Origin of the sequence: Spirabiliibacterium falconis (assembly GCF_014885015.1) — a bacterium.
Taxonomy (GTDB): Bacteria; Pseudomonadota; Gammaproteobacteria; order Enterobacterales; family Pasteurellaceae; genus Spirabiliibacterium; species Spirabiliibacterium falconis.
Genome location: NZ_JABMIJ010000006.1, coordinates 117,980 through 137,552 on the forward strand (window position 1 = coordinate 117,980; position 19,573 = coordinate 137,552).

Below are 19,573 nucleotides of genomic sequence, written 5' to 3' on the forward strand. Positions count from 1 at the left end.
CTCTTATCGAATGCACTGTAAAAGTGCGGTTACTTTTTTACAATCTTTCACGCCAGGGGATGTTTCGACCCCAGAATTAATATCTAAGCCAAGGCAGCCTATGTCGGCAGCACGCTGACCATTTTCAAGATTAATGCCGCCTGCGAGCATAATGCGCTGTTTTCCCTTTTCTGGCAGTAATGACCAGTCAAACGTGTGCCCTGTGCCACCTTGTTGCGTGCTGATTTGGCTATCGCACACAATGCGATCAATGTGGGGGGAATGATCGAGACAAAGTTGCGTGTCATCGGGCGAAATGGATACCGCTTTCCAGATTTGAATCGCATCAGGCAATTGGGCGCGTAGCTCAGCAATAAAAGTGCGGTCTTCATTGCCATGTAATTGTACCGCATAAAGTCCTAATTGGCTTGCTAGACGCACAATAAATTCAATGGATTGATTTTGGAACACACCAACATAACGCAGTGGCGCAGCAGTGGCAACCTCTTGTGCTTGGCGCAGGCTCAACGCACGGGGCGATTTTTCAGCAAAAATTAAGCCGCCATAAAGTGCGCCAGCGTCGAATGCACAGCGTGCGTCTTGTGGACGCGTTAAGCCGCACACTTTATTTTCGCCGAATATCACACTGCGAACCGCACTTTGGAGATCTTCGCTGCCCATCAGACTTGACCCGATTAAAAAGGCGTTCACATCACGTTGTAATTGGCGCACTTGTTGATGCGTGTAGATCCCTGATTCGCTCACAATGGTGCGGTCATCTGGAATTCTTGCTGCCAGTGGTGGTGTGCGAGTGAGATCGACGCTTAAATCATGCAAATCACGGTTGTTTATGCCAATCACTTTCGCATTCAACGCTAATGCACGTTCAAGCTCAGGTGCATTGGCTACTTCCGTTAACACACCCATGCCTAAGCGGTGTGCAAGGGTTGAAAGTGCGGTATAGCCTTCATCGCTGAGCACGGAGAGCATTAATAAAATGGCGTCCGCCTGAGAAAAACGGGCGAGATAGACTTGATACTCGCTGATCATAAAATCCTTACACAAAATCGGTTGTGGTGCGACAGACCGCACTTGTGCAATAAACGCAAAATCCCCTTGGAAGAAGTGCTCATCGGTCAACACAGAAATGGCATTGGCATAGTCTTTATACACGCGGGCAATTTCTGTGGGGTCAAAGTCTGCACGAATCAAGCCCTTAGATGGCGAAGCCTTTTTGCATTCTAAAATAAAGTGCGGTTGGGGTTTTGGCGTGAGTGCGGCATAAAAATCCCGATCGCTTGGCGTGAGCTGTGATTGAAATTCGCTCAACGGCTGACGTGCTTCGCGTGTAGTAATCCAGCGTTGTTTATCCGCCACAATTTTTTGCAAAATGGTAGCTTGCTGATGAAGGGCTGGGTTTAAATAGGTATTTGTCATTGTTTCGCTCCCTACGCAATGTTTCGCAGTTGCTGCAATGTGGCATACGCACTGCCACGAGCAAGGGTTTCAAGCACGGTTGCGGTTGTGGACTTGAGATCGTGATGCCCGAATAAACGCAGTAAAAGTGCGGTATTTGCCGCCACCGCATTGGCGTGATATGGCGAGCCAGTGCCTTGTAAAAGTGCGGTCAGCATGCGTGCATTTTCATCAGGCAAGCCACCTTTGAGGTGCTCTAACGGCTGAGGCGCAAGCCCAAAATCGGCAGGGGTGAGTGTGAAGTAGTCGATATGGCCGTTTTTCACTTCGGCTACTTGGGTTTCACCATGCAATGCGACTTCATCTAGCCCCGCACCATGCACGATGATGGTGTGTTCATGCTCCATTAAAAGTGCGGTTTGGGCATAGCGTTCTATCAACTCTGGCGTATAGACCCCGAGCAGTTGCCGCGCGGGTTTGGCAGGATTGATTAGTGGGCCTAAGATATTAAAAATCGTGCGGGTTTTCAGCGCGTTGCGTACAGGCATAGCGTGCTTGAAGCCTGTGTGATATTGCTGAGCGAATAAAAAGCACAGCCCAATCTCATCAAGTGCACTGCGGGCTTGATCGGGCGTCATATGGATATTTATGCCCAACGCACTTAATACATCGCTTGAGCCGCTTTTACTTGAAACACTGCGGTTGCCATGTTTCGCAATTTTCGCACCTAAATGTGCGCCAACAATAGCACTGGCGGTGGAGATATTAATGGTATCTGCACCGTCGCCACCTGTGCCCACAATATCAGCAAAAGGGTAGTCAGGGCGAGGGAAATCAAGTGCCGCATTTTGCAGGGCTTTTACCGCACCAGCAATTTCGTCATGACTTTCACCCCGCACGCGCATCGCAATGAGCACGCCAGCAAGTTGTTCGGGAGTGAGTTCACCATTGACTATGGCATTAAATAGCTGCTCGCTTTGTGTTCGGGTTAAGTGTTTTCCCGAGTAGAGCTGTTCTAACAGTGTGTACATAAATTCTCTCTAAAAATGATAATAAATACGCAAGTGCGTTTTGCTTATGGTGCTTATGGTTTGTTGTATCCAGATTGTAGCAACCAGTCGATACTTTGTTTTAACAACTGCCCACCTTGCACGGTTAAAATGGATTCAGGGTGGAACTGAAAGGCGCAAATAGGTAAAGTGCGGTGTCGAATGGCCATCGGCAAGCCCTCAAAATGGGCGTTGACCACAAAATCGGGGTGAATCTGTTTCCCAATCAGTGAGTGGTAGCGTGCCACGGGCATAGGCGACGGCAGATTGGCAAACATCGCTTGCCCATCGTGTTCGATATGTGACACTTTTCCATGCAAAATTTCTCCCGCACTCACTACTTGCCCGCCGAAGGCTTCAATTAACGCTTGGTGTCCTAAACAGATGCCTAAAATCGGTACACGCCCTGCCATAGCCTGAATCAGATCTAGCATAATGCCCGCCTCACGTGGCGCACCAGGGCCAGGTGAGAGTGCGATAAGGGTGTCTGGCTGAGAAAGTGCGGTCTGCTCAAGTAATTCCAACGAACAATCGTTACGATAAATTTTCACCTGATGCCCAAGGCTGCGAAATTGATCAACCAAATTATAGGTAAATGAATCAAAATTATCTAAAAAAACAATGGTTGCCATATTAATGTCCTTGTTCGTTGGTTTGTGCAATGGCCAGCAGTACTGCTTTGGCTTTGTGGCGCGTTTCGTCCGCTTCCATTTGTGGATCGGAATCTAATACTTCACCACAGCCCGCTTGTACATAAGCGATGTTGTTTTGCACAAAGGCACTTCGGATCACAATGCAGGTGTCAAAGTCGCCTTTCGAGGTGAGATAACCTACCGCACCACCATAACTGTGGCGACGCTGCTTTTCGACTTGATAGAGTAGTTGCATGGCTTTAATTTTCGGTGCGCCAGTCAGCGTTCCCATGTTCATACAGGCTTGATAGGCGTGCAGCGCATCAAATTCATCACGCAATGTGCCGACCACACGTGAGACAAGGTGCATAATGTGAGAATAACGATCCACCTGCATAAGCTCTGCCACACGGCGTGATCCACTATTACACACCCGTGCAATATCATTTCGGGCTAAATCCACGAGCATTAAATGTTCTGATAATTCTTTTTTATCTAGCCGTAGCTCCAGCTCTAAGCGTGCGTCTAATTCATGATCAATCTCGCCTTGTTCATTAAAGCCACGTGGGCGAGAGCCAGCAATAGGGTAAATTTCTAACTGACGTGTTGCTGGTGTAAATTTAAGCGCACTTTCAGGAGACGCACCGAATAGTGTAAAATCCGTATCTTGCAGATAAAACATATACGGGCTTGGGTTATTTTTTTTCAATTGGCGGTAACTGGCCAGTGCATTTGGGCAAGCAATGGAAAAACGTCGCGACGGGACAATTTGAAACACATCGCCAGCATAAATGTGGTCTTTGAGTTGACGAATAATCCCTTTAAATGCGAGATCTTCAATATTAACGTTCACCTCAGCTGATGCAGGTGTTATATTTAAATGTAACGTGATGTGTTGAAGTTTCGTTGCTATCTCGCTTCCTTGACGTTGTAAGGCTTCTTTTTGTGTTAGATTAAAGCAAAAACTTTGCAACGTGGTTGTTTGGTGTTGGTGATCAAAAATCAGTAATTGATCAGCAAGATAAAAGCAGTAATCAGGGCAGTGGATGCCATCATCTTCCAGCGTAATGCCGTCCATTGGCATAAATTGTGTGACCAGATCATAGGAAAATAGCCCGCCAAGATAAATAGCCTGTTCGGTTCCAGCGTAGCATTCTGTAATAAAGCGCAACGCAGAGAAAATAGAGGGGGCTTGTAATTTAGCATCTTCATCAAGATTAGTATCAGGCTTAGCAATGCGAATGGTCAGTTTGTCAGCAGCTTGTGTTAATATATGCACTGCACATTGAGAGGATATTTTGCCGGCTAAATGGGCTAAAACGGATTCGCCATTGGCATTTAATGCGGTGTAGCTAACGGTATCGTCAACACAGGTAATTTTAACCGCACTTTGCACAAATAATAAGCTGGTTAAGCTATTTTTGCTTTGAATTTCTGCAGATTCTAATAACAGTGTTGAACCTTGGTTTTGACACAATGCAGCAAATACTGCAGTGGGATCAGCACAATACGGCACGAGTTGTGTTTGTATCGAAAGTGTTGGCGTACTCATGAGTTACCTTTATCATTTCTTTTTTAGATTGAACTATTAAACTAGTACAAGAGTGCAAAGTCAAGTTTTTTCTATTCTAACCTTGAAATTGAGGTGATTGTCGCAAATATTAGAGATAAAAGCATTGGCTAGCATGAGGAATGCGGTATGATTAGCCAAACAAATTAAGGAGAGCCTATGTGGTCTGAGATTTTATTGAATTATGGCATTTTTATTTTAGAAGTCATTACACTGTTATTAATTGTGGTCGGCATTTTTGCCTTGATTGTGGCACTACGCCATAAAAATAACAATAGTCATGCTACATTGAAAATCACGAATTTAGCCGAGCAACAGCAGGAACACCAAGATAAATTGAGTGATTTTCGTCTAAGTGAGATCGCATTAAAACAAAAAGAAAAAGCACGCAAAGCCAAAGAAAAGGCAGAACAAAAAGCCCAAAAAGCGAAATATAAACACGATAATACCGCACTTCAGCCTAGCAAGCCATGCTTGTATGTGCTTAATTTTAAAGGCGATTTAGCCGCAAGTCAGGCTGAGGCATTAGCACAAAGTATTAACGCCGTGATTGCTTGCGCCAACACTGATGACGAAGTCTTATTGCGACTTGAAAGCCCTGGTGGTTTGGTGCACGCTTACGGCTACGCCAGTTCACAACTGAATCGCCTGAAACAACATGGCATTAAACTGACGGTCGCGGTAGATAAAGTGGCTGCCAGCGGTGGTTATATGATGGCGTGTGTGGCCGATAAAATTGTTGCTGCACCTTTTGCCGTGATTGGCTCTGTGGGTGTGGTGGCTCAGATTCCCAATATACATCGCTTGTTGAAAAAACATGATGTGGATGTAGAGGTCATGACGGCAGGTGAGTATAAACGCACGATGACAGTGCTTGGAGAAAATACCGACAAAGATCGTGAGAAATTCCAACAAGAACTGAATGAAACACATCAATTATTTAAGGATTTTGTGGTACAACACAGACCGCACTTAGCGATCGATAACGTTGCCACGGGAGAGCATTGGTTTGGTCAACAAGCCCTGACACTGGGCTTGGTGGATGAATTGGCTACCAGTGATGACATTATTTTAAATGCAATGAAAGAAAAAGATGTGCTTGAAGTGCGTTTTAACGAGAAGAAATCTTTACTACAAAAAATAGGTAAGCAGGCAGAAATGGGAACTGAAAGTGTGCTACACCGCTTATTAAACCGCACTTTGTCATAATTAATCTAAAATAAAGGCTGTGTGATACAGCCTTTTTTTATAACTAAAGTGCGGTTTTGTAACCGCACTGTGCTTATTCAAATAATTCACTATGCAATTTCACAACGATCTCGTTAGCGTGTTCGCTTGGCACGAGTAGACAGACGTTGTTAGTACTGGCACCGTAACCAATCATGCGAACGTTGTAAGGTTCAAGAGTGGTGAATAACCGTTTGGCAACACCAGAGGTTAAATGTAAGTCGTTACCGATGAGGGCGACCAAATCTAATCCTGAATCTACTTTGACGTGGCAGACTTCAGTCAACGCATCCATTAGCTCGCTGGAGAGCATAGACGCACCAGATGAAGCGGAACCTGTTTTATCTAATGTGACGGCAACACTGACTTCAGACGTGGTCACGGTATCCACAGAAATTTTATATTTCGCTAAAATAGCAAAAACATTCGCCAAAAAGCCTTGAGCGTGCAGCATACTTAAGCTCGTTAACGTTAATAAGGTCTGATCACGACGCAGTGCAATGGCACGGAATGTTGGGCGTGGTTGTGGATCACGTGTAACCCATGTGCCGCCTGCCTCAGGGGTTTTGCTTGAGCCAACATAAACAGGGATATTACTGCGCACAGCAGGCAAGAGGGTGGCAGGGTGAAGCACTTTGGCACCAAAAGTTGCCATTTCAGCCGCTTCGGCAAAACTCATGGTGTCGATTTTTTGTGCTTGTGGCACAATGCGTGGATCCGTTGTGTAGATGCCAGGAACATCCGTCCAGATTAATACATCTTTAGCATTTAGCATTTCGGCTAAAAGTGCGGCGGAATAATCACTACCTCCCCGTCCCAGCGTTGTGGTTTTCCCTAATTCATCGCGCCCAATAAACCCTTGTGTGATCACCAGTTCACCTTGATCGATCAACGGTTTTAGAATATTGTCGCAATTTTTTTGTGTTTTGACATCATCAGGAGCCGCTTTACCATAGTGGCTATTGGTGGCAACCAGTGTGCGGACATCAACCCAAGTGGCACGGGTATTTAGTTCCCGCAAAATTTCCACAAAGATTTTGGTTGACATCATCTCACCGTGGCTGATGAGTTCATCGGTTAATGCTGGAGAGGTGGCAAGACTGGCGGCTTCTGCAAGGTTTTTGACATTGGCTAAAAGGCGGTCAATTTCCACACAAATGGCACTGTTGTCGTTAATTTCATTTAAAATGGCATACTGAATTTGGTGTAATTGCTCAAATAAGGCTTCACGGCGTGGGTTATCACAGCCGTTGGCAAGTTCCACTAAAATATTGGTCACGCCAGCTGAGGCTGATAAGACCACCACACGGGTATTCGGGTCGTTAATCACAATGCGAGCACAGGCTTGCATTGCAGGGTAGTTGGCAACGCTGGTGCCGCCAAATTTTGCAACAGAGAGATGTGACATAAGTTTTCCTGTAAAGTTAAACGATAAAAAAGAGTAATAGATTGCGTAAACAGAAAGGAAAGTGCGGTTGGTCGACTTGAAGCACTCCATCACAGGGTGATGACAGCCCTAGGGATTCAGCCCTAGCAGCCGATAAATTGCAGTATCGGATACAATTTATCTCGGCAACGTTCCCCTGATTATTTCCGCCCGATGCGTTAAAAAATAACTGCCTGAACGCTGCGCCTCTTCTGTTCACTGGCAAATCGTGAACGCATATAGAAATAACGGTTTATGTGTTTTTTGTCAAGCAGAAAAGTGCGGTTATAAATAAAAACCGCACTTTTATAAGACAAAAAAGCCACTGCGAACAGTGGCTTTGAGGTTGTGTTTTGGTTGATTAGTTCAACTCTTTTCGTAATTGTTTGGTGACGTTTACCATCACTTCTAACGCTGCGTGGGTTTCTGGCCATGCACGTGTTTTCAAACCGCAGTCTGGATTCACCCATAAACGCTCGGCAGGGATAACATCAAGGGCTTTACGTAGCAGATGCTCGATTTCGCTGGCTTCTGGCACACGAGGGCTGTGAATGTCATACACACCTGGGCCGATGTCATTTGGATATTTAAAATCACCAAATGCGGTTAATAATTCCATATCTGAACGTGAGGTTTCAATCGTAATCACATCAGCATCCATTGACGCAATGGCTGGCAGAATATCGTTGAACTCAGAATAACACATATGTGTGTGAATTTGAGTTGAATCTTCAGCACCAAATGAGGTCAAGCGGAATGCTTCAGTTGCCCAGTTGAGATATTCATCCCAATCAGCACGCTTGAGTGGCAAGCCTTCGCGAATGGCTGGTTCGTCGATTTGAATCACTTTAATACCGGCTTTTTCGAGATCTAACACCTCATCATTGAGTGCTAAGCCAATTTGTTTACACACTTGTGAGCGTGGAATATCGTTACGCACAAACGACCATTGCAGCATGGTAACTGGGCCTGTGAGCATACCTTTCATAGGCTTTTTGGTTAAGCTTTGGGCATAAGTTGACCATGACACTGTCATCGGTTCAGGGCGTACCACATCACCGAAGATGATTGGTGGCTTAACGCAACGGCTGCCGTAGCTTTGCACCCAACCAAATTTGGTAAACGCATAGCCGTCTAGCAATTCACCGAAATATTCCACCATGTCATTACGTTCCGCTTCACCGTGCACCAACACGTCGAGATCTAATTTTTCTTGTTGTTCGACCACATAGGCGATCTCTTTTTTCATTGCTGTTTCGTAATCTTCAGCTGACAATGTGCCTTTTTTGAAGGCTGCCCGTGCTTGTCGAATTTCCGTGGTCTGTGGGAACGAACCAATGTTGGTGGTTGGCAATAATGGCAGGTTTAGCCACGCTTGTTGTAATTTAATACGCTGTGCAAATGGTGATTTGCGTTGATCCGCATTAGCTGGCAAATCTTTCAAGCGAGCTGCTACTTCAGGGCGGTGAATCGCTTTTGAGCTTGCACGCGCATCGGCGGCAGCTTGGCTGGCATCAAGATCTGCTTGTACGGAGCTGCGGCCTTCATTAAGTGCGGTTTTCAGCACACGCAACTCGTCCACTTTTTGCAAACAGAAAGCAAGCCATGAGTAGAGATCTTGGTCTAATTTGGTTTCAACGGACAAGTCATACGGCACATGCAACAATGAGCAGCTTGGCGCAATCCATAAACGATCACCCAATTGCGCTTTTAGCGGCTCAAGCACATCAAGCACCGCATTTAAGTTGGCACGCCAAATGTTACGTCCATCAATTACACCTGCTGAAAGCACTTTATCGTAATCTTTGAATGCGTCAATTTGCTCAGGTGCACGAACAAGATCAAGGTGCAAGCCATCCACGGGTAGGCTTTTCAGTAATGGCGCGTGTTCAGCAACGGAGCCGAAATAGGTCGCCAATAGGAGTTTAGCATCCACTTTGCTCAATTGGGCATAAGTGTCTTTGAACGCATCCAGCCAAGCTTGTGGCAAGTCAACGGCTAAAATTGGCTCATCGATTTGAATCCACTCACAGCCCGCGTTGGCAACCGCACTTAGGATTTCGGCATAAACAGGTAGGAGTTTTGGTAACAGAGACAAACGGTCAAAGGCCTCTTTGCCTTTCTCTTTACCTAAGAATAAAAACGAAATTGGGCCAACTAAAGTCGCTTTCGGCGTTAATCCTAAGGCTTTGGCTTCTTGCACTTGTTGCACATAGTGCGCAGGATTAGCTTTGAACTCGGTGTCTTTGTGGAATTCTGGCACGAGATAGTGATAGTTAGTATCAAACCATTTCGTCATTTCGATGGCAGGTTGTGCTTTGTTGCCGCGCGCCAATTGGAAAAATTGCTCTAATGTTAATGTTTGGCTATCAAAACCAAAACGTGCTGGAATGGCACCTGTTGCCACTTGTAGGTCTAAAATATGATCATAGAACGTAAAATCTGCGACAGCAACGTAATCTGCATTTGCTTGTGCTTGATGTTTCCAGTTTTTTTCACGTAAGGCTTTGGCAAGATCAAGTAAGTCTTGCTCACTTAATTCTTTACGCCAGTAACGCTCTTGTGCAAATTTTAATTCACGTTTTGCCCCCACACGCGGAAAGCCGCTTAAATGAAATGTTGTCATAGTGTTCTCCTATTTTTATTTTTTAATCTCAAATAGACGTCTAAATGTCTATCTGTGGTGCAGAATGCAAGATTTTAAGGTATTATGCAACATCATAATTTTCACATAACTATGAATTTAATTAATGAAGCCGATATTTTTAGAATTACGCCATTTGAAAACCTTAGTTGCATTAAAAGAAGCGGGTAGCGTTTCGCTTGCAGCGCAACGCGTTTATCTCACCCAATCTGCACTCTCTCATCAAATTAAGCAGTTGGAAGATCAATATGGATTAACGCTATTTGAACGTAAAACACAGCCCCTCCATTTTACGGCGGCAGGAGAACGGTTGATTAAATTGGCATATGATATTTTGCCTAAAATTGCCGAAGCAGAATTGGATATTGTTCGTGTGAAAGAAGGTGATGCAGGCGAATTGCGCATAGCGGTGGAGTGCCACACCTGCTTTGATTGGCTCATGCCTGCAATGGATGCTTTTCGTCAACATTGGCCTTTAGTTGAATTAGATATTGTCTCGGGCTTTCACACGGATGCCATTGGGCTTTTGCTAACCCACCGTGCCGATCTTGCTATTGTTGCTGAAGTGGAAAAAACACCCGGTATTGTGCATAGACCGCTCTTTGCTTATGAAATGGTAGGACTTTGTAGTAAAGATCATCCATTAGCCAGCAAAAATACATGGCAGGCAGAAGATTTTAGCGATCAAACCTTGATCACTTACTCCGTACCTGATGATATGCTTGATTTGGTACGCAAAGTCTTAAGTCCGAAAGGCATCCGCCCTGAGCGGCGAACCAGTGAACTAACGATAGCGATAATTCAATTAGTGGCAAGCCGCCGAGGTGTGGCAGCCTTACCGTATTGGGCAGTGTTGCCGTATCTTGAGCGTGGTTATGTGGTGGCACGTAAAATCACCCGCAAGGGATTGTACAGTCAGCTTTATGTTGCCATGCGAGAAACGGATGCTGAGCGAGCGTTTATGCAAGATTTTTATCACACGGTAAAAGCGAAAAGTTTTGCCAGTCTACCTGGGCTTGCACCATTAGATTAACAAGCAAAGTGCGGTCTGACCGCACTTTTTGTTTTAGCTGATTAACTCAATATTCTCCATCGCACGTTCAATATACTCTCCGCCAAAACGGTGGCTAAAATTGAGTAAATAATAGAGTTGGTAAATGGTTTGACGATAAGCATAACCCTGATCGATAGGATAAATGTCGTTGTAGCCTTGATAAAATGCATTCAAATCAGGCTCAAATAGTGCATTGAGAGCAAGATCACATTCCCGATCACCCCAATAACAAGCGGGATCAAATAGCACAATATCATCACCACAAAGGCCGAGATTTTTGGCATAGAATGCACCATGTAAAAGAGCGGGTTGTGGCTGATGTTTAGCGAGGTGAAAGCTGACCGCAGAAATAATATTTTCAAAATTGCCGAAATGAATGCCTTTTTCTTTACAGAGCTGCAATTGCCAGCCAATCCGATTTTCGGCAAAAAAGGTACTCCAGTTTTTACGCCATGCGTTGGGTTGATAAACAGGCCCAAGCCAAGTGTCGTAGTCAAAGCCGTAGCTATCAGTGGTATTAACGCTGTGTAGGCGTGCAAGTCGCTGACCAAGTTCGTATTGTTTAGAAGACGCAATAGGGGAAAGGGGGAGGTATTCCATCACAATAAAGCTGTTATTTTCGGAGCAACCTACGCCATAAACACGCGGCACACGCACGGTTTTCGTGGCGGCGAGGGCATCAAGCTGGTCAGCCTCAGCACGAAAAGTAGAGCGAAAAGTGCGGTCATTGGCTTTCACAAATACAGGCAAGGTGCCGTCGTCGATAACCCAAGCTTGATGTTGCTCGCCATCTTGCACGGCTTCTTTGGATTTGATTGAATAATATGCCCCGAGTTGATCAGCTAGAAGCTGAGAAATGGCTTTCCACATAGTTCACCCCCTTTGCATTATTCTAACGCTATTTTATCGCATTTAAGGTACAAAATGATGAATAAAAGCCCGCTTTTGTGTAGCAAACCGCACTTTTGTGATCCAGCTCGCAATAAAAGTGCGGTAAATGAAAAAAAGTGCTATACTACCGCCCTTAAATTTGTAAGGTGTGCCTAGACATTGTAGGTGTAGGCTGCGTTACAAAAGTTTATTGATGATTAACCGCACGTTGCCTTACGTAGGGGCGACCACTGTAAAAGGACATTTTATGCCAGTTATTACCTTACCCGATGGCTCAAAACGTGAGTTTGAGCATGCTGTTTCTGTTCTTGATGTTGCTGCGAGTATTGGCAGCGGACTTGCGAAAGCCTGTATTGCTGGGCGTGTGAATGGCGAGCGTAAAGATGCTTGCGATTTGATTACAGATGATAGCACATTGGAAATTATTACCGCCAAAGACGAAGATGGTTTAGAAATCATCCGCCACTCGTGCGCGCATTTGTTGGGTCATGCGATCAAGCAGCTTTTCCCTGATGTGAAAATGGCGATTGGGCCGACGATTGATAACGGCTTTTATTATGATGTGGATCTCGATCGCTCTTTGACGGCTGAAGACATCGACGCACTTGAAAAACGCATGCTGGAGCTGGCAAAAACCGACTACGATGTGGTGAAAGAAGTGGTTGACTGGCAAACAGCCTATGATACCTTCAAGGCACGTGGTGAGGAGTACAAATTGGCGATTTTAGATGAAAATATCTCAAAAGATGCCACGCCTGCGCTTTATCATCATCAAGAATACATTGATATGTGTCGCGGTCCACATGTACCGAACATGAAATTCTGCCACCATTTCAAACTGCAAAAAGTGGCAGGAGCCTATTGGCGGGGTAATTCTGACAACAAAATGTTGCAACGCATTTACGGCACCGCATGGGCGGATAAAAAACAACTTGCCGCCTATTTGCAACGCCTTGAAGAGGCGGCTAAACGCGATCACCGTAAAATAGGTAAAGCACTCGATCTCTATCATATGCAAGAAGAAGCACCGGGTATGGTGTTTTGGCACAACAACGGCTGGACCATTTTCCGCGAGCTGGAAACGTTCGTGCGCACTAAATTAAAACAATACGACTATCAAGAAGTGAAGGGTCCATTTATGATGGACCGCGTATTGTGGGAGCGCACCGGCCACTGGCAAAACTACGGTGATTTAATGTTCACCACCTCATCGGAAAACCGTGAATATGCCATCAAGCCGATGAACTGCCCAGGGCACGTGCAAATTTTCAACCAAGGACTGAAATCGTATCGTGATTTGCCATTGCGCATGGCGGAATTTGGTTCATGCCACCGCAACGAGCCGTCGGGCTCTCTGCACGGCTTGATGCGTGTGCGCGGTTTCACCCAAGATGATGCGCACATTTTCTGTACCGAAGCGCAAGTGGAAGGCGAAGTAACTTCGTGCATCAAAATGGTGTATGACATTTACAGCACCTTTGGCTTTAAAGACATCGACGTCAAGCTCTCCACTCGCCCAGAATCACGCATCGGCAGTGATGAAATGTGGGACAAAGCGGAGGCTGACCTTGCCGCCGCCCTCGAACACAATGGCTTGCGGTTTGAAATTCAAGAAGGCGAAGGCGCGTTCTACGGCCCTAAAATTGAATTCACGCTGCACGACTGCCTCGATCGCGAATGGCAATGCGGCACCATCCAGCTCGACTTTGCGCTACCTGGTCGCTTGAATGCCTCTTATGTGGCAGAAGACAATGAGCGCAGAACGCCGGTGATGATCCACCGTGCGATCTTAGGCTCTCTTGAGCGCTTTATCGGGATCATCACCGAAGAATATGCGGGCTTCTATCCAGCGTGGCTGGCACCAACCCAAGCGGTGGTGATGAATATCACCGACAGCCAATCGGATTATGTGCACCAAGTGGCGAAAAAATTATCTGACGCAGGTCTGCGGGTGAAAACGGATTTACGCAATGAAAAAATTGGCTTCAAAATCCGCGAACACACCTTACAACGTGTGCCATATATGCTCGTGTGCGGTGACAAAGAGATGGCAGAAGGCAAAATTGCCGTACGCACCCGCAAAGGTAAAGACCTCGGTGCTATCGCCGTGGACGATTTTGTGGAACAACTCAAACAACAAGTCCATAACCGCGAGCTTAAGCTCACTGGCGAAGAGTAATAAGAAAAAGCAAGCCGTGGGCTTGCTTTTTTATGTGATGGTGAAGGCTCGTTAATGTCGCTATGAGCCACTTAAAGTGCGGTCAGCGCTTGCAAATCACTTGAAGAGTGCGTATAATCAGCACGTTATGCTTTTTCTAAAAGCGGATCGCTGTTGTCTTGTGAAGGCAACAAGTATTTTACCAGTAAAGGAATGAGATTATTAAGACTGTGAAAAGAGTTCAAGCAAATCGCCCGAATCGTATTAATGAAGAAATCAAAGTGAAAGAAGTTCGTTTGATTGACGCCGAAGGCGAGCAAGTTGGGATTGTCGATATTCAAGAAGCGTTGGAAAAAGCGGAAGCAGCCGCGCTTGATTTAGTGGAAATCAGCCCGAATGCGGAGCCACCTGTGTGCCGCATTATGAACTACGGTAAGTTCCTCTACGAAAAAAGTAAAATTGCCAAAGAGCAAAAGAAAAAGCAAAAAGTTGTTCAGGTTAAGGAAATCAAATTCCGACCTGGTACAGACGAGGGTGACTATCAGGTAAAACTACGCAGCCTGACACGTTTCCTCGAAGATGGGGACAAAACCAAGATCACAATCCGCTTTCGCGGACGTGAAATGGCCCATCAACAAATCGGGGTCGATTTGCTTGAGCGTGTGAAAAACGATCTGGCAGATATCGCCGTGGTGGAGTCCGCTCCATCAAAATTGGAAGGCCGTCAAATGGTGATGGTGCTTGCCCCTAAGAAAAAGTAATGAGGCTTGCAAGTTAAGGGTGCGACCGCACTTTTACGCCTGATTATTTTGTTTGATTAACAATACAATGCGGAGTTATCCAAATTATGCCAAAAATTAAAACAGTACGCGGTGCTGCGAAGCGTTTCAAAAAAACAGCTTCTGGCGGTTTTAAGCGTAAACAATCTCACTTGCGTCATATTTTGACCAAGAAGTCAACTAAACGTAAACGTCATTTGCGCCATAAATCAATGGTTGCTAAATCCGATCAAGTATTAGTCGTTGCTTGTTTGCCGTACGTCTAGTTCATCTTAGTTAAAAATATTCAAGGAGATTCCCTATGGCCCGTGTAAAACGTGGTGTTATCGCCAGAGCTCGTCATAAGAAAGTTCTTAAGGCTGCTAAAGGTTATTATGGTGCGCGCTCACGCGTGTATCGCGTTGCTTTCCAAGCGGTTATCAAAGCAGGTCAATATGCTTATCGTGACCGTCGTCAACGCAAACGTCAATTCCGTCAATTGTGGATCGCGCGTATCAACGCAGCGGCTCGTCAAAACGGATTGTCTTACAGCCGTTTCATCAATGGTTTGAAAAAAGCCTCTGTTGAAATCGACCGTAAAATTTTGGCAGACATTGCTGTATTCGACAAAGTAGCATTTGCCGCTTTAGTTGAAAAAGCAAAATCTGCACTGTAACTTGATTTTCAAGTGATAAAAAGGAACGTTTGTCGTTCCTTTTTTTATGCCTCAAACCGCACTTTGCATCGTGGTGTTGTAATTGCAATTTTGTGCAAAGTTGCGCACAATAGAGTTTTGATTGAACCGCACTTTAAGTGCTTTTTATTTTAAGGAAATATCATGAAAAAATGGTTGATTATTGTTGTCATCGCGGTGATTGCTGGTTTCACATTGATGTCGAGCTACAACGGCTTGGTGCGCGCGGAAGAGCAAATTAACTCGGTGTGGGCGAATGTAGAAACTGAATATCAACGCCGCGCTGAATTAATTCCTAATATCGTTAAAACCGTTCAAGCCCAAGCGAATTTTGAACGCGAAACCCTCACCGCCGTGGTGGATGCCCGCTCAAAAGTCTCACAAACCAAAATTGACCTAGCTAACATGACCCAAGAGCAGTTAAACCAATTCCAACAAAATCAAGGCGAGGTTAGCTCTGCGTTGTCACGTTTGTTGGTCACTGTTGAGCGTTACCCAGAATTGCGCGCCAACGACGGCTTTTTAAACCTGCAAGCCCAGCTTGAAGGCACTGAAAACCGTATTAAGAAAGCGCGCAACGACTTCAACGCCGTAGCGAAAGAATATAATCAAAAAGTGCGCCAATTTCCAACCAAACTGGTGGCGATGCTGTTTGGCTTTAAAGATAAACCGTATTTCAAAGCGCAAGCGGGCTCTGAAAACGCACCTGTCGTCAACTTTAACTAAAAGTGCGGTTATATGCCTTTATTTGCAAAATCAGCCATTGATAGCCATGCGGTGGAAGCGGCAATCGCTGCGTTAGAAAAACGTTCATCGGCAGAGCTTAGGGTGTTTATCGAAAAAAATGCTAAGTTTAGTGATATGCTTGAACGTACCACACCTGTGGTGGCACGGGCCGAACAGATTTTCCAAGAGCTTGGTATGCAACAAACTGCTGCTCATAATGGCGTTTTGATTTATGTCGCACTCAACCAACGGCAATGTGCGGTGATTGGTGATCGCGGTATTGATTGTTATGTGCAAGCTGATTTTTGGCAGCAGTGTTGTGATGCCATTTCAATGCACGCCAGTATTGATCAATTAAGCCACGGCATTATTCATGCTATTGGTTTAATTGGTGATAAATTAGCAGTCCATTTTCCGTATCAAGATGATGACGTGAATGAGCTACCAAATGAGGTAATTATTCGATGAAATTATGGCACCGCACTTTGTTTATTTTCTTCACATTTGTTGCTTGTGTTGCGCACGCAGCATACGATTTTCCCAGTGTGCCAAAACCGTTTCGTTATGTGAATGATTACACGCATACGCTAACATCTACGCAAATGCAAACCTTAGAAAGTTATTTGCAAGATTACAGTCACAAAACTAGCTCGCAAATTACGGTGGTGATGCTCCCAAGTGTGGGAAACAATGACATTTCGGAATATGCCTTTGCATTAGGCGATTACTGGGGTGTGGGGCGTAAAAATTTGGACAATGGCGTGTTGATGCTGATTGCCAAAAATGATCGCAAAATCTTTATTGCGACAGGGCGTGGGTTAGAAGGTGCATTGCCTGATGCCTTGCTTTCGCAACTGATTCGCCATGAGATTACACCGCAGTTTAAGCAGGGTAATTATTTTCAAGGCATTGCTAACGGTTTACAAGCGATCATGAATGCCAGTGTAGGCGAATATGCGCCACAGCAAGCACAAGAGGATGACAATACGGTTGGTTGGATTATCGGTTTAGCCGTCCAACTCTTTATCTTTTTTGTGTTTATCCAGATCTTGCGTGGACACCGTAGCGTGTACGTTAGCCCGAGTAATGTGGAGAATGCTTTACGGCGTTCTCGCTCTCGTCATGACCGAGGCGGTTTTGGTGGCGGCTTCGGTGGCTTTGGCGGAGGTGGTGCTGGCGGCAGTTGGTAAAATAAAAAGTGCGGTTAAAACCGCACTTTTGTTTTTTTAAGGGAACTTGTTAGTTAGCTTTGCTGGTTTCTAACCGCTCAAAGCGTAGCACATAATTTTCAAGATAACGCAACAGCGCGGTGGCAATGGCGGTGATAATAAGATAAATCACGCCTGCGAGACCGTAGATCAATAAGGCATCGTATTGCGTACCGTAAAGTTGGCAGGCATAACCCATGATATCCATGATGGTGATCGTAGATGCTAGGGAAGTGCCTTTGAATACTAAAATAATTTCATTAGTATAAGACGGCAAGGCACGTTTAAGGGCAAACGGTACGAGAATACGTAAGGTTTGCCAGCGACTTAAGCCTAATGCGGCAGTACCTTCCCATTGGCTTTTCGGAATAGCTTTCACTGCACCATAAAAAAGTTGTGCAGAGTAGGCTGCTGAGTTGAGAGCCAAAGCAAGCATAGCACAGAACCACGCATCAGATAGTAAATGCCAAAATGGGCTATTAATCACCCACTGAAATTGCCCAGGACCAGCGTAAATTAGGAAAATCTGTACTAATAGCGGTGTACCAGTAAAAAGAGTGATGTAACCATTGACCAGCATTTTGAGCCAACGCAGATTAGAGCTCAAGATAAAGGTAAATATAATGGCAAGCAAAAAAGCAACGACCAGTGATACGAATGTAAGCAGTAAGCTGGTTGGAATGCCTTGTGCGATAGTGGTGAAATAGTCGCTGATCATACGCCCTCCCGCTCAAAACGTGTGAAACGCTGTTCAAGATGGCGAATGCCAATTTTGCTAACAATGGTAATGACTAAATATAAAATCGCTGCGAGTCCATACCATGTAAATGGCTGATGTGTATTCGCGTTATTGAGTTCTGCTTGGCGCATGATGTCACTAACGCCAATAAGAGAGACAAGTGCGGTATCTTTTAATAATACTAGCCATTGATTGCTCAGTCCTGGCAGTGCGTGTCGCCAAACTTGAGGCATAATAATATGGATAAATGCTTGTGCACGAGTCAGTCCCAGTGCGGCGGCAGATTCCCATTGCCCTAGTGCAATCGCCTGAATTGCGCCACGTAAGGATTGTGAAGCATAGGCAGCAAAAATAATGGCAAGGGCTATTACGCCACAGCCAAATGCACCAAATTCGACATAATCGCCTGTTATCATAAACAGCACTTGAGTTGAGCCGTAATAGATAAGAAATACCACTAAAATTTCAGGCAGACCACGAAAAAGGGTTAGCATCACTGAAGTGGCTATGCGTAGCCATTTGAATTTTGCTGTTTCTAGCACTACGAATAGAATAGAAAAAATTAAGCCGACTAATAGGGCACACAACGCCAACCCTATGGTCATTAGGGTGGCGTCTAGCATCAGCGAAAGGATGTTATCAAACATAATGCGAGATTATTTTCCAGTCATCCATTTATCGTAAATTTTTTGGTATTCACCATTGGCTTTGATTGCAGCCAAGCCTTTATTTAGTTCCTCTAAAAGTGCGGTATTGCTTTTATTTACTGCGATACCCATACCTGTACCGAAGAATTTCGGATCAGTAACTTTTTCACCAATGAACGCTAAATTGTCATCACTTTTCATCCAATCAGCAAGAACAGCGGTATCTCCAAAAATTAAGTCGATACGACCATTTTTTAAATCCAAAACCGCACTTTGCAGGGTAGTATAGGCGTTAGCTTTATATTGTTTATCATTTTCAGCGATATATTGCTGAAAGGTTGTCCCATTTTGTACGCCGACGGTTTTGGCACTTTCACGGGTAACTTTATCTTTTACACCAATAAAACTTGCTGAACTGTCGTAGTAAGGTTGTGAAAAACTGACTTGTTTAGCGCGATCATCTGTGATATCGATAGCCGAAATAGCTGCATCAAAACGTTTGAATTTTAACCCTGGAATTAAGCTGTCAAATGCTTGGTTTTGGAAAGAACAGTTGGCTTTGATTTCTGCACAAACAGCATTGGCAATATCAATATCAAAACCGACGATTTTGCCATTCGAATCAGTGGTTTCAAATGGTGGGTAGGTCGGTTCGGTTGCAAATGTAATATCAAGTGCGCTTGCGCTCATTGCGCTAGTAGCGAAAAGTGCGGTTACAAGAATATTTTTCATTGTTATCTCCTAAGTTGAATGTT

Annotated in this window: 19 protein-coding genes and 1 riboswitch; of the genes, 9 read left to right on the forward strand and 10 right to left on the reverse strand. The window is 44.9% G+C overall.

The window, feature by feature from the left end; translation table 11 throughout:
* Positions 1-3 precede the first annotated feature (3 nt).
* The 4 genes from trpCF to trpE are packed head-to-tail and all read right to left on the reverse strand — an operon-like array spanning position 4 to position 4,628.
* The gene (gene trpCF / locus HPC40_RS03175; protein WP_208118039.1) at positions 4-1,416 is read right to left on the reverse strand and encodes a bifunctional indole-3-glycerol-phosphate synthase TrpC/phosphoribosylanthranilate isomerase TrpF; all 1,413 of its coding nucleotides are present in this window, start codon (positions 1,414-1,416) and stop codon (positions 4-6) included.
* Positions 1,417-1,427: 11 nt separating this feature from the next.
* Complete coding sequence (trpD, locus tag HPC40_RS03180; RefSeq protein ID WP_208118040.1) at positions 1,428-2,426, reverse strand: anthranilate phosphoribosyltransferase; 999 nt, start codon at positions 2,424-2,426, stop codon at positions 1,428-1,430.
* A 53-nt stretch (positions 2,427-2,479) separates the two neighbouring features.
* Complete coding sequence (locus HPC40_RS03185) at positions 2,480-3,076, reverse strand: aminodeoxychorismate/anthranilate synthase component II (protein ID WP_208118041.1); 597 nt, start codon at positions 3,074-3,076, stop codon at positions 2,480-2,482.
* Between the two features lies 1 nt (position 3,077).
* Complete coding sequence (trpE, locus tag HPC40_RS03190; RefSeq protein ID WP_208118042.1) at positions 3,078-4,628, reverse strand: anthranilate synthase component I; 1,551 nt, start codon at positions 4,626-4,628, stop codon at positions 3,078-3,080.
* Positions 4,629-4,805: 177 nt separating this feature from the next.
* Between trpE and sohB the strand changes: the two genes are divergently transcribed.
* Entirely contained in the window at positions 4,806-5,855 is a 1,050-nt protein-coding gene (gene sohB / locus HPC40_RS03195; RefSeq protein WP_208118043.1) for a protease SohB, read from the forward strand.
* Positions 5,856-5,928: 73 nt separating this feature from the next.
* Here sohB and lysC read toward each other — a convergent pair whose 3' ends face one another.
* Together lysC and metE are read right to left on the reverse strand one after the other, a co-directional pair.
* Positions 5,929-7,281, reverse strand: a complete 1,353-nt coding sequence (gene lysC, locus HPC40_RS03200) for a lysine-sensitive aspartokinase 3 (RefSeq protein WP_208118044.1) — start codon at positions 7,279-7,281, stop codon at positions 5,929-5,931.
* A gap of 71 nt (positions 7,282-7,352) precedes the next feature.
* Positions 7,353-7,519, reverse strand: a riboswitch (Lysine riboswitch).
* Between the two features lie 141 nt (positions 7,520-7,660).
* Positions 7,661-9,925 (reverse strand): 5-methyltetrahydropteroyltriglutamate--homocysteine S-methyltransferase, encoded by a 2,265-nt coding sequence (metE, locus tag HPC40_RS03205; protein ID WP_208118045.1) that lies wholly within the window; start codon positions 9,923-9,925, stop codon positions 7,661-7,663.
* A 124-nt stretch (positions 9,926-10,049) separates the two neighbouring features.
* Between metE and HPC40_RS03210 the strand changes: the two genes are divergently transcribed.
* Positions 10,050-10,976, forward strand: a complete 927-nt coding sequence (locus HPC40_RS03210; protein ID WP_208118046.1) for a LysR family transcriptional regulator — start codon at positions 10,050-10,052, stop codon at positions 10,974-10,976.
* Between the two features lie 33 nt (positions 10,977-11,009).
* Here the strand turns inward: HPC40_RS03210 and HPC40_RS03215 are convergent, their stop codons facing one another.
* On the reverse strand, positions 11,010-11,867 hold the full coding sequence (locus HPC40_RS03215; RefSeq protein WP_208118047.1) for a fructosamine kinase family protein: 858 nt from the start codon (positions 11,865-11,867) through the stop codon (positions 11,010-11,012).
* Positions 11,868-12,135: 268 nt separating this feature from the next.
* Between HPC40_RS03215 and thrS the strand changes: the two genes are divergently transcribed.
* The 7 genes from thrS to HPC40_RS03250 all read left to right on the forward strand — a co-directional run bounded on the left by thrS (position 12,136) and on the right by HPC40_RS03250 (position 17,414).
* Entirely contained in the window at positions 12,136-14,067 is a 1,932-nt protein-coding gene (gene thrS / locus HPC40_RS03220) for a threonine--tRNA ligase (RefSeq protein ID WP_208118048.1), read from the forward strand.
* A gap of 209 nt (positions 14,068-14,276) precedes the next feature.
* Positions 14,277-14,807, forward strand: a complete 531-nt coding sequence (infC, locus tag HPC40_RS03225; RefSeq protein WP_328805299.1) for a translation initiation factor IF-3 — start codon at positions 14,277-14,279, stop codon at positions 14,805-14,807.
* An 86-nt stretch (positions 14,808-14,893) separates the two neighbouring features.
* Positions 14,894-15,091 (forward strand): 50S ribosomal protein L35, encoded by a 198-nt coding sequence (gene rpmI, locus HPC40_RS03230; protein WP_208118049.1) that lies wholly within the window; start codon positions 14,894-14,896, stop codon positions 15,089-15,091.
* A gap of 35 nt (positions 15,092-15,126) precedes the next feature.
* Positions 15,127-15,480, forward strand: a complete 354-nt coding sequence (gene rplT, locus HPC40_RS03235; RefSeq protein WP_066108956.1) for a 50S ribosomal protein L20 — start codon at positions 15,127-15,129, stop codon at positions 15,478-15,480.
* A 162-nt stretch (positions 15,481-15,642) separates the two neighbouring features.
* Positions 15,643-16,224 carry a LemA family protein gene (locus HPC40_RS03240; protein WP_208118050.1) on the forward strand — a complete coding sequence of 194 codons (582 nt, stop codon included), beginning with the start codon at positions 15,643-15,645 and terminating at the stop codon, positions 16,222-16,224.
* 12 nt (positions 16,225-16,236) lie between these two features.
* Complete coding sequence (locus tag HPC40_RS03245) at positions 16,237-16,692, forward strand: TPM domain-containing protein (RefSeq protein ID WP_208118051.1); 456 nt, start codon at positions 16,237-16,239, stop codon at positions 16,690-16,692.
* On the forward strand, positions 16,689-17,414 hold the full coding sequence (locus HPC40_RS03250; RefSeq protein WP_208118052.1) for a TPM domain-containing protein: 726 nt from the start codon (positions 16,689-16,691) through the stop codon (positions 17,412-17,414). The genes HPC40_RS03245 and HPC40_RS03250 overlap by 4 nt, the downstream gene beginning before the upstream one ends.
* Before the next feature lie 49 nt (positions 17,415-17,463).
* Here the strand turns inward: HPC40_RS03250 and artM are convergent, their stop codons facing one another.
* From artM to HPC40_RS03265, 3 genes are read right to left on the reverse strand one after another with little or no spacing between them, the layout of a single operon-like run.
* Positions 17,464-18,150 (reverse strand): arginine ABC transporter permease ArtM, encoded by a 687-nt coding sequence (gene artM, locus HPC40_RS03255; RefSeq protein ID WP_208118053.1) that lies wholly within the window; start codon positions 18,148-18,150, stop codon positions 17,464-17,466.
* Complete coding sequence (gene artQ, locus HPC40_RS03260; RefSeq protein WP_208118054.1) at positions 18,147-18,818, reverse strand: arginine ABC transporter permease ArtQ; 672 nt, start codon at positions 18,816-18,818, stop codon at positions 18,147-18,149. Before artQ ends, artM begins: the two co-directional genes overlap by 4 nt.
* A 9-nt stretch (positions 18,819-18,827) precedes the next feature.
* Positions 18,828-19,550: an arginine ABC transporter substrate-binding protein gene (locus HPC40_RS03265; RefSeq protein WP_208118055.1), complete on the reverse strand. Its 723-nt coding sequence runs from the start codon at positions 19,548-19,550 to the stop codon at positions 18,828-18,830.
* Positions 19,551-19,573: the final 23 nt, after the last annotated feature.

Excerpts from the sequence above, each read along its gene's own strand:
- HPC40_RS03240 (WP_208118050.1), top strand. The coding sequence starts at position 15,643 with ATGAAAAAATGGTTGATTATTGTTGTCATCGCGGTGATTGCTGGTTTC.
- rpmI (WP_208118049.1), top strand. The coding sequence starts at position 14,894 with ATGCCAAAAATTAAAACAGTACGCGGTGCTGCGAAGCGTTTCAAAAAA.
- HPC40_RS03215 (WP_208118047.1), bottom strand. The coding sequence starts at position 11,867 with ATGTGGAAAGCCATTTCTCAGCTTCTAGCTGATCAACTCGGGGCATAT.
- HPC40_RS03210 (WP_208118046.1), top strand. The coding sequence starts at position 10,050 with ATGAAGCCGATATTTTTAGAATTACGCCATTTGAAAACCTTAGTTGCA.
- HPC40_RS03265 (WP_208118055.1), bottom strand. The coding sequence starts at position 19,550 with ATGAAAAATATTCTTGTAACCGCACTTTTCGCTACTAGCGCAATGAGC.
- metE (WP_208118045.1), bottom strand. The coding sequence starts at position 9,925 with ATGACAACATTTCATTTAAGCGGCTTTCCGCGTGTGGGGGCAAAACGT.
- trpD (WP_208118040.1), bottom strand. The coding sequence starts at position 2,426 with ATGTACACACTGTTAGAACAGCTCTACTCGGGAAAACACTTAACCCGA.
- rplT (WP_066108956.1), top strand. The coding sequence starts at position 15,127 with ATGGCCCGTGTAAAACGTGGTGTTATCGCCAGAGCTCGTCATAAGAAA.
- HPC40_RS03245 (WP_208118051.1), top strand. The coding sequence starts at position 16,237 with ATGCCTTTATTTGCAAAATCAGCCATTGATAGCCATGCGGTGGAAGCG.
- trpE (WP_208118042.1), bottom strand. The coding sequence starts at position 4,628 with ATGAGTACGCCAACACTTTCGATACAAACACAACTCGTGCCGTATTGT.
- artM (WP_208118053.1), bottom strand. The coding sequence starts at position 18,150 with ATGATCAGCGACTATTTCACCACTATCGCACAAGGCATTCCAACCAGC.
- HPC40_RS03250 (WP_208118052.1), top strand. The coding sequence starts at position 16,689 with ATGAAATTATGGCACCGCACTTTGTTTATTTTCTTCACATTTGTTGCT.
- lysC (WP_208118044.1), bottom strand. The coding sequence starts at position 7,281 with ATGTCACATCTCTCTGTTGCAAAATTTGGCGGCACCAGCGTTGCCAAC.
- sohB (WP_208118043.1), top strand. The coding sequence starts at position 4,806 with ATGTGGTCTGAGATTTTATTGAATTATGGCATTTTTATTTTAGAAGTC.
- artQ (WP_208118054.1), bottom strand. The coding sequence starts at position 18,818 with ATGTTTGATAACATCCTTTCGCTGATGCTAGACGCCACCCTAATGACC.
- trpCF (WP_208118039.1), bottom strand. The coding sequence starts at position 1,416 with ATGACAAATACCTATTTAAACCCAGCCCTTCATCAGCAAGCTACCATT.
- HPC40_RS03185 (WP_208118041.1), bottom strand. The coding sequence starts at position 3,076 with ATGGCAACCATTGTTTTTTTAGATAATTTTGATTCATTTACCTATAAT.
- thrS (WP_208118048.1), top strand. The coding sequence starts at position 12,136 with ATGCCAGTTATTACCTTACCCGATGGCTCAAAACGTGAGTTTGAGCAT.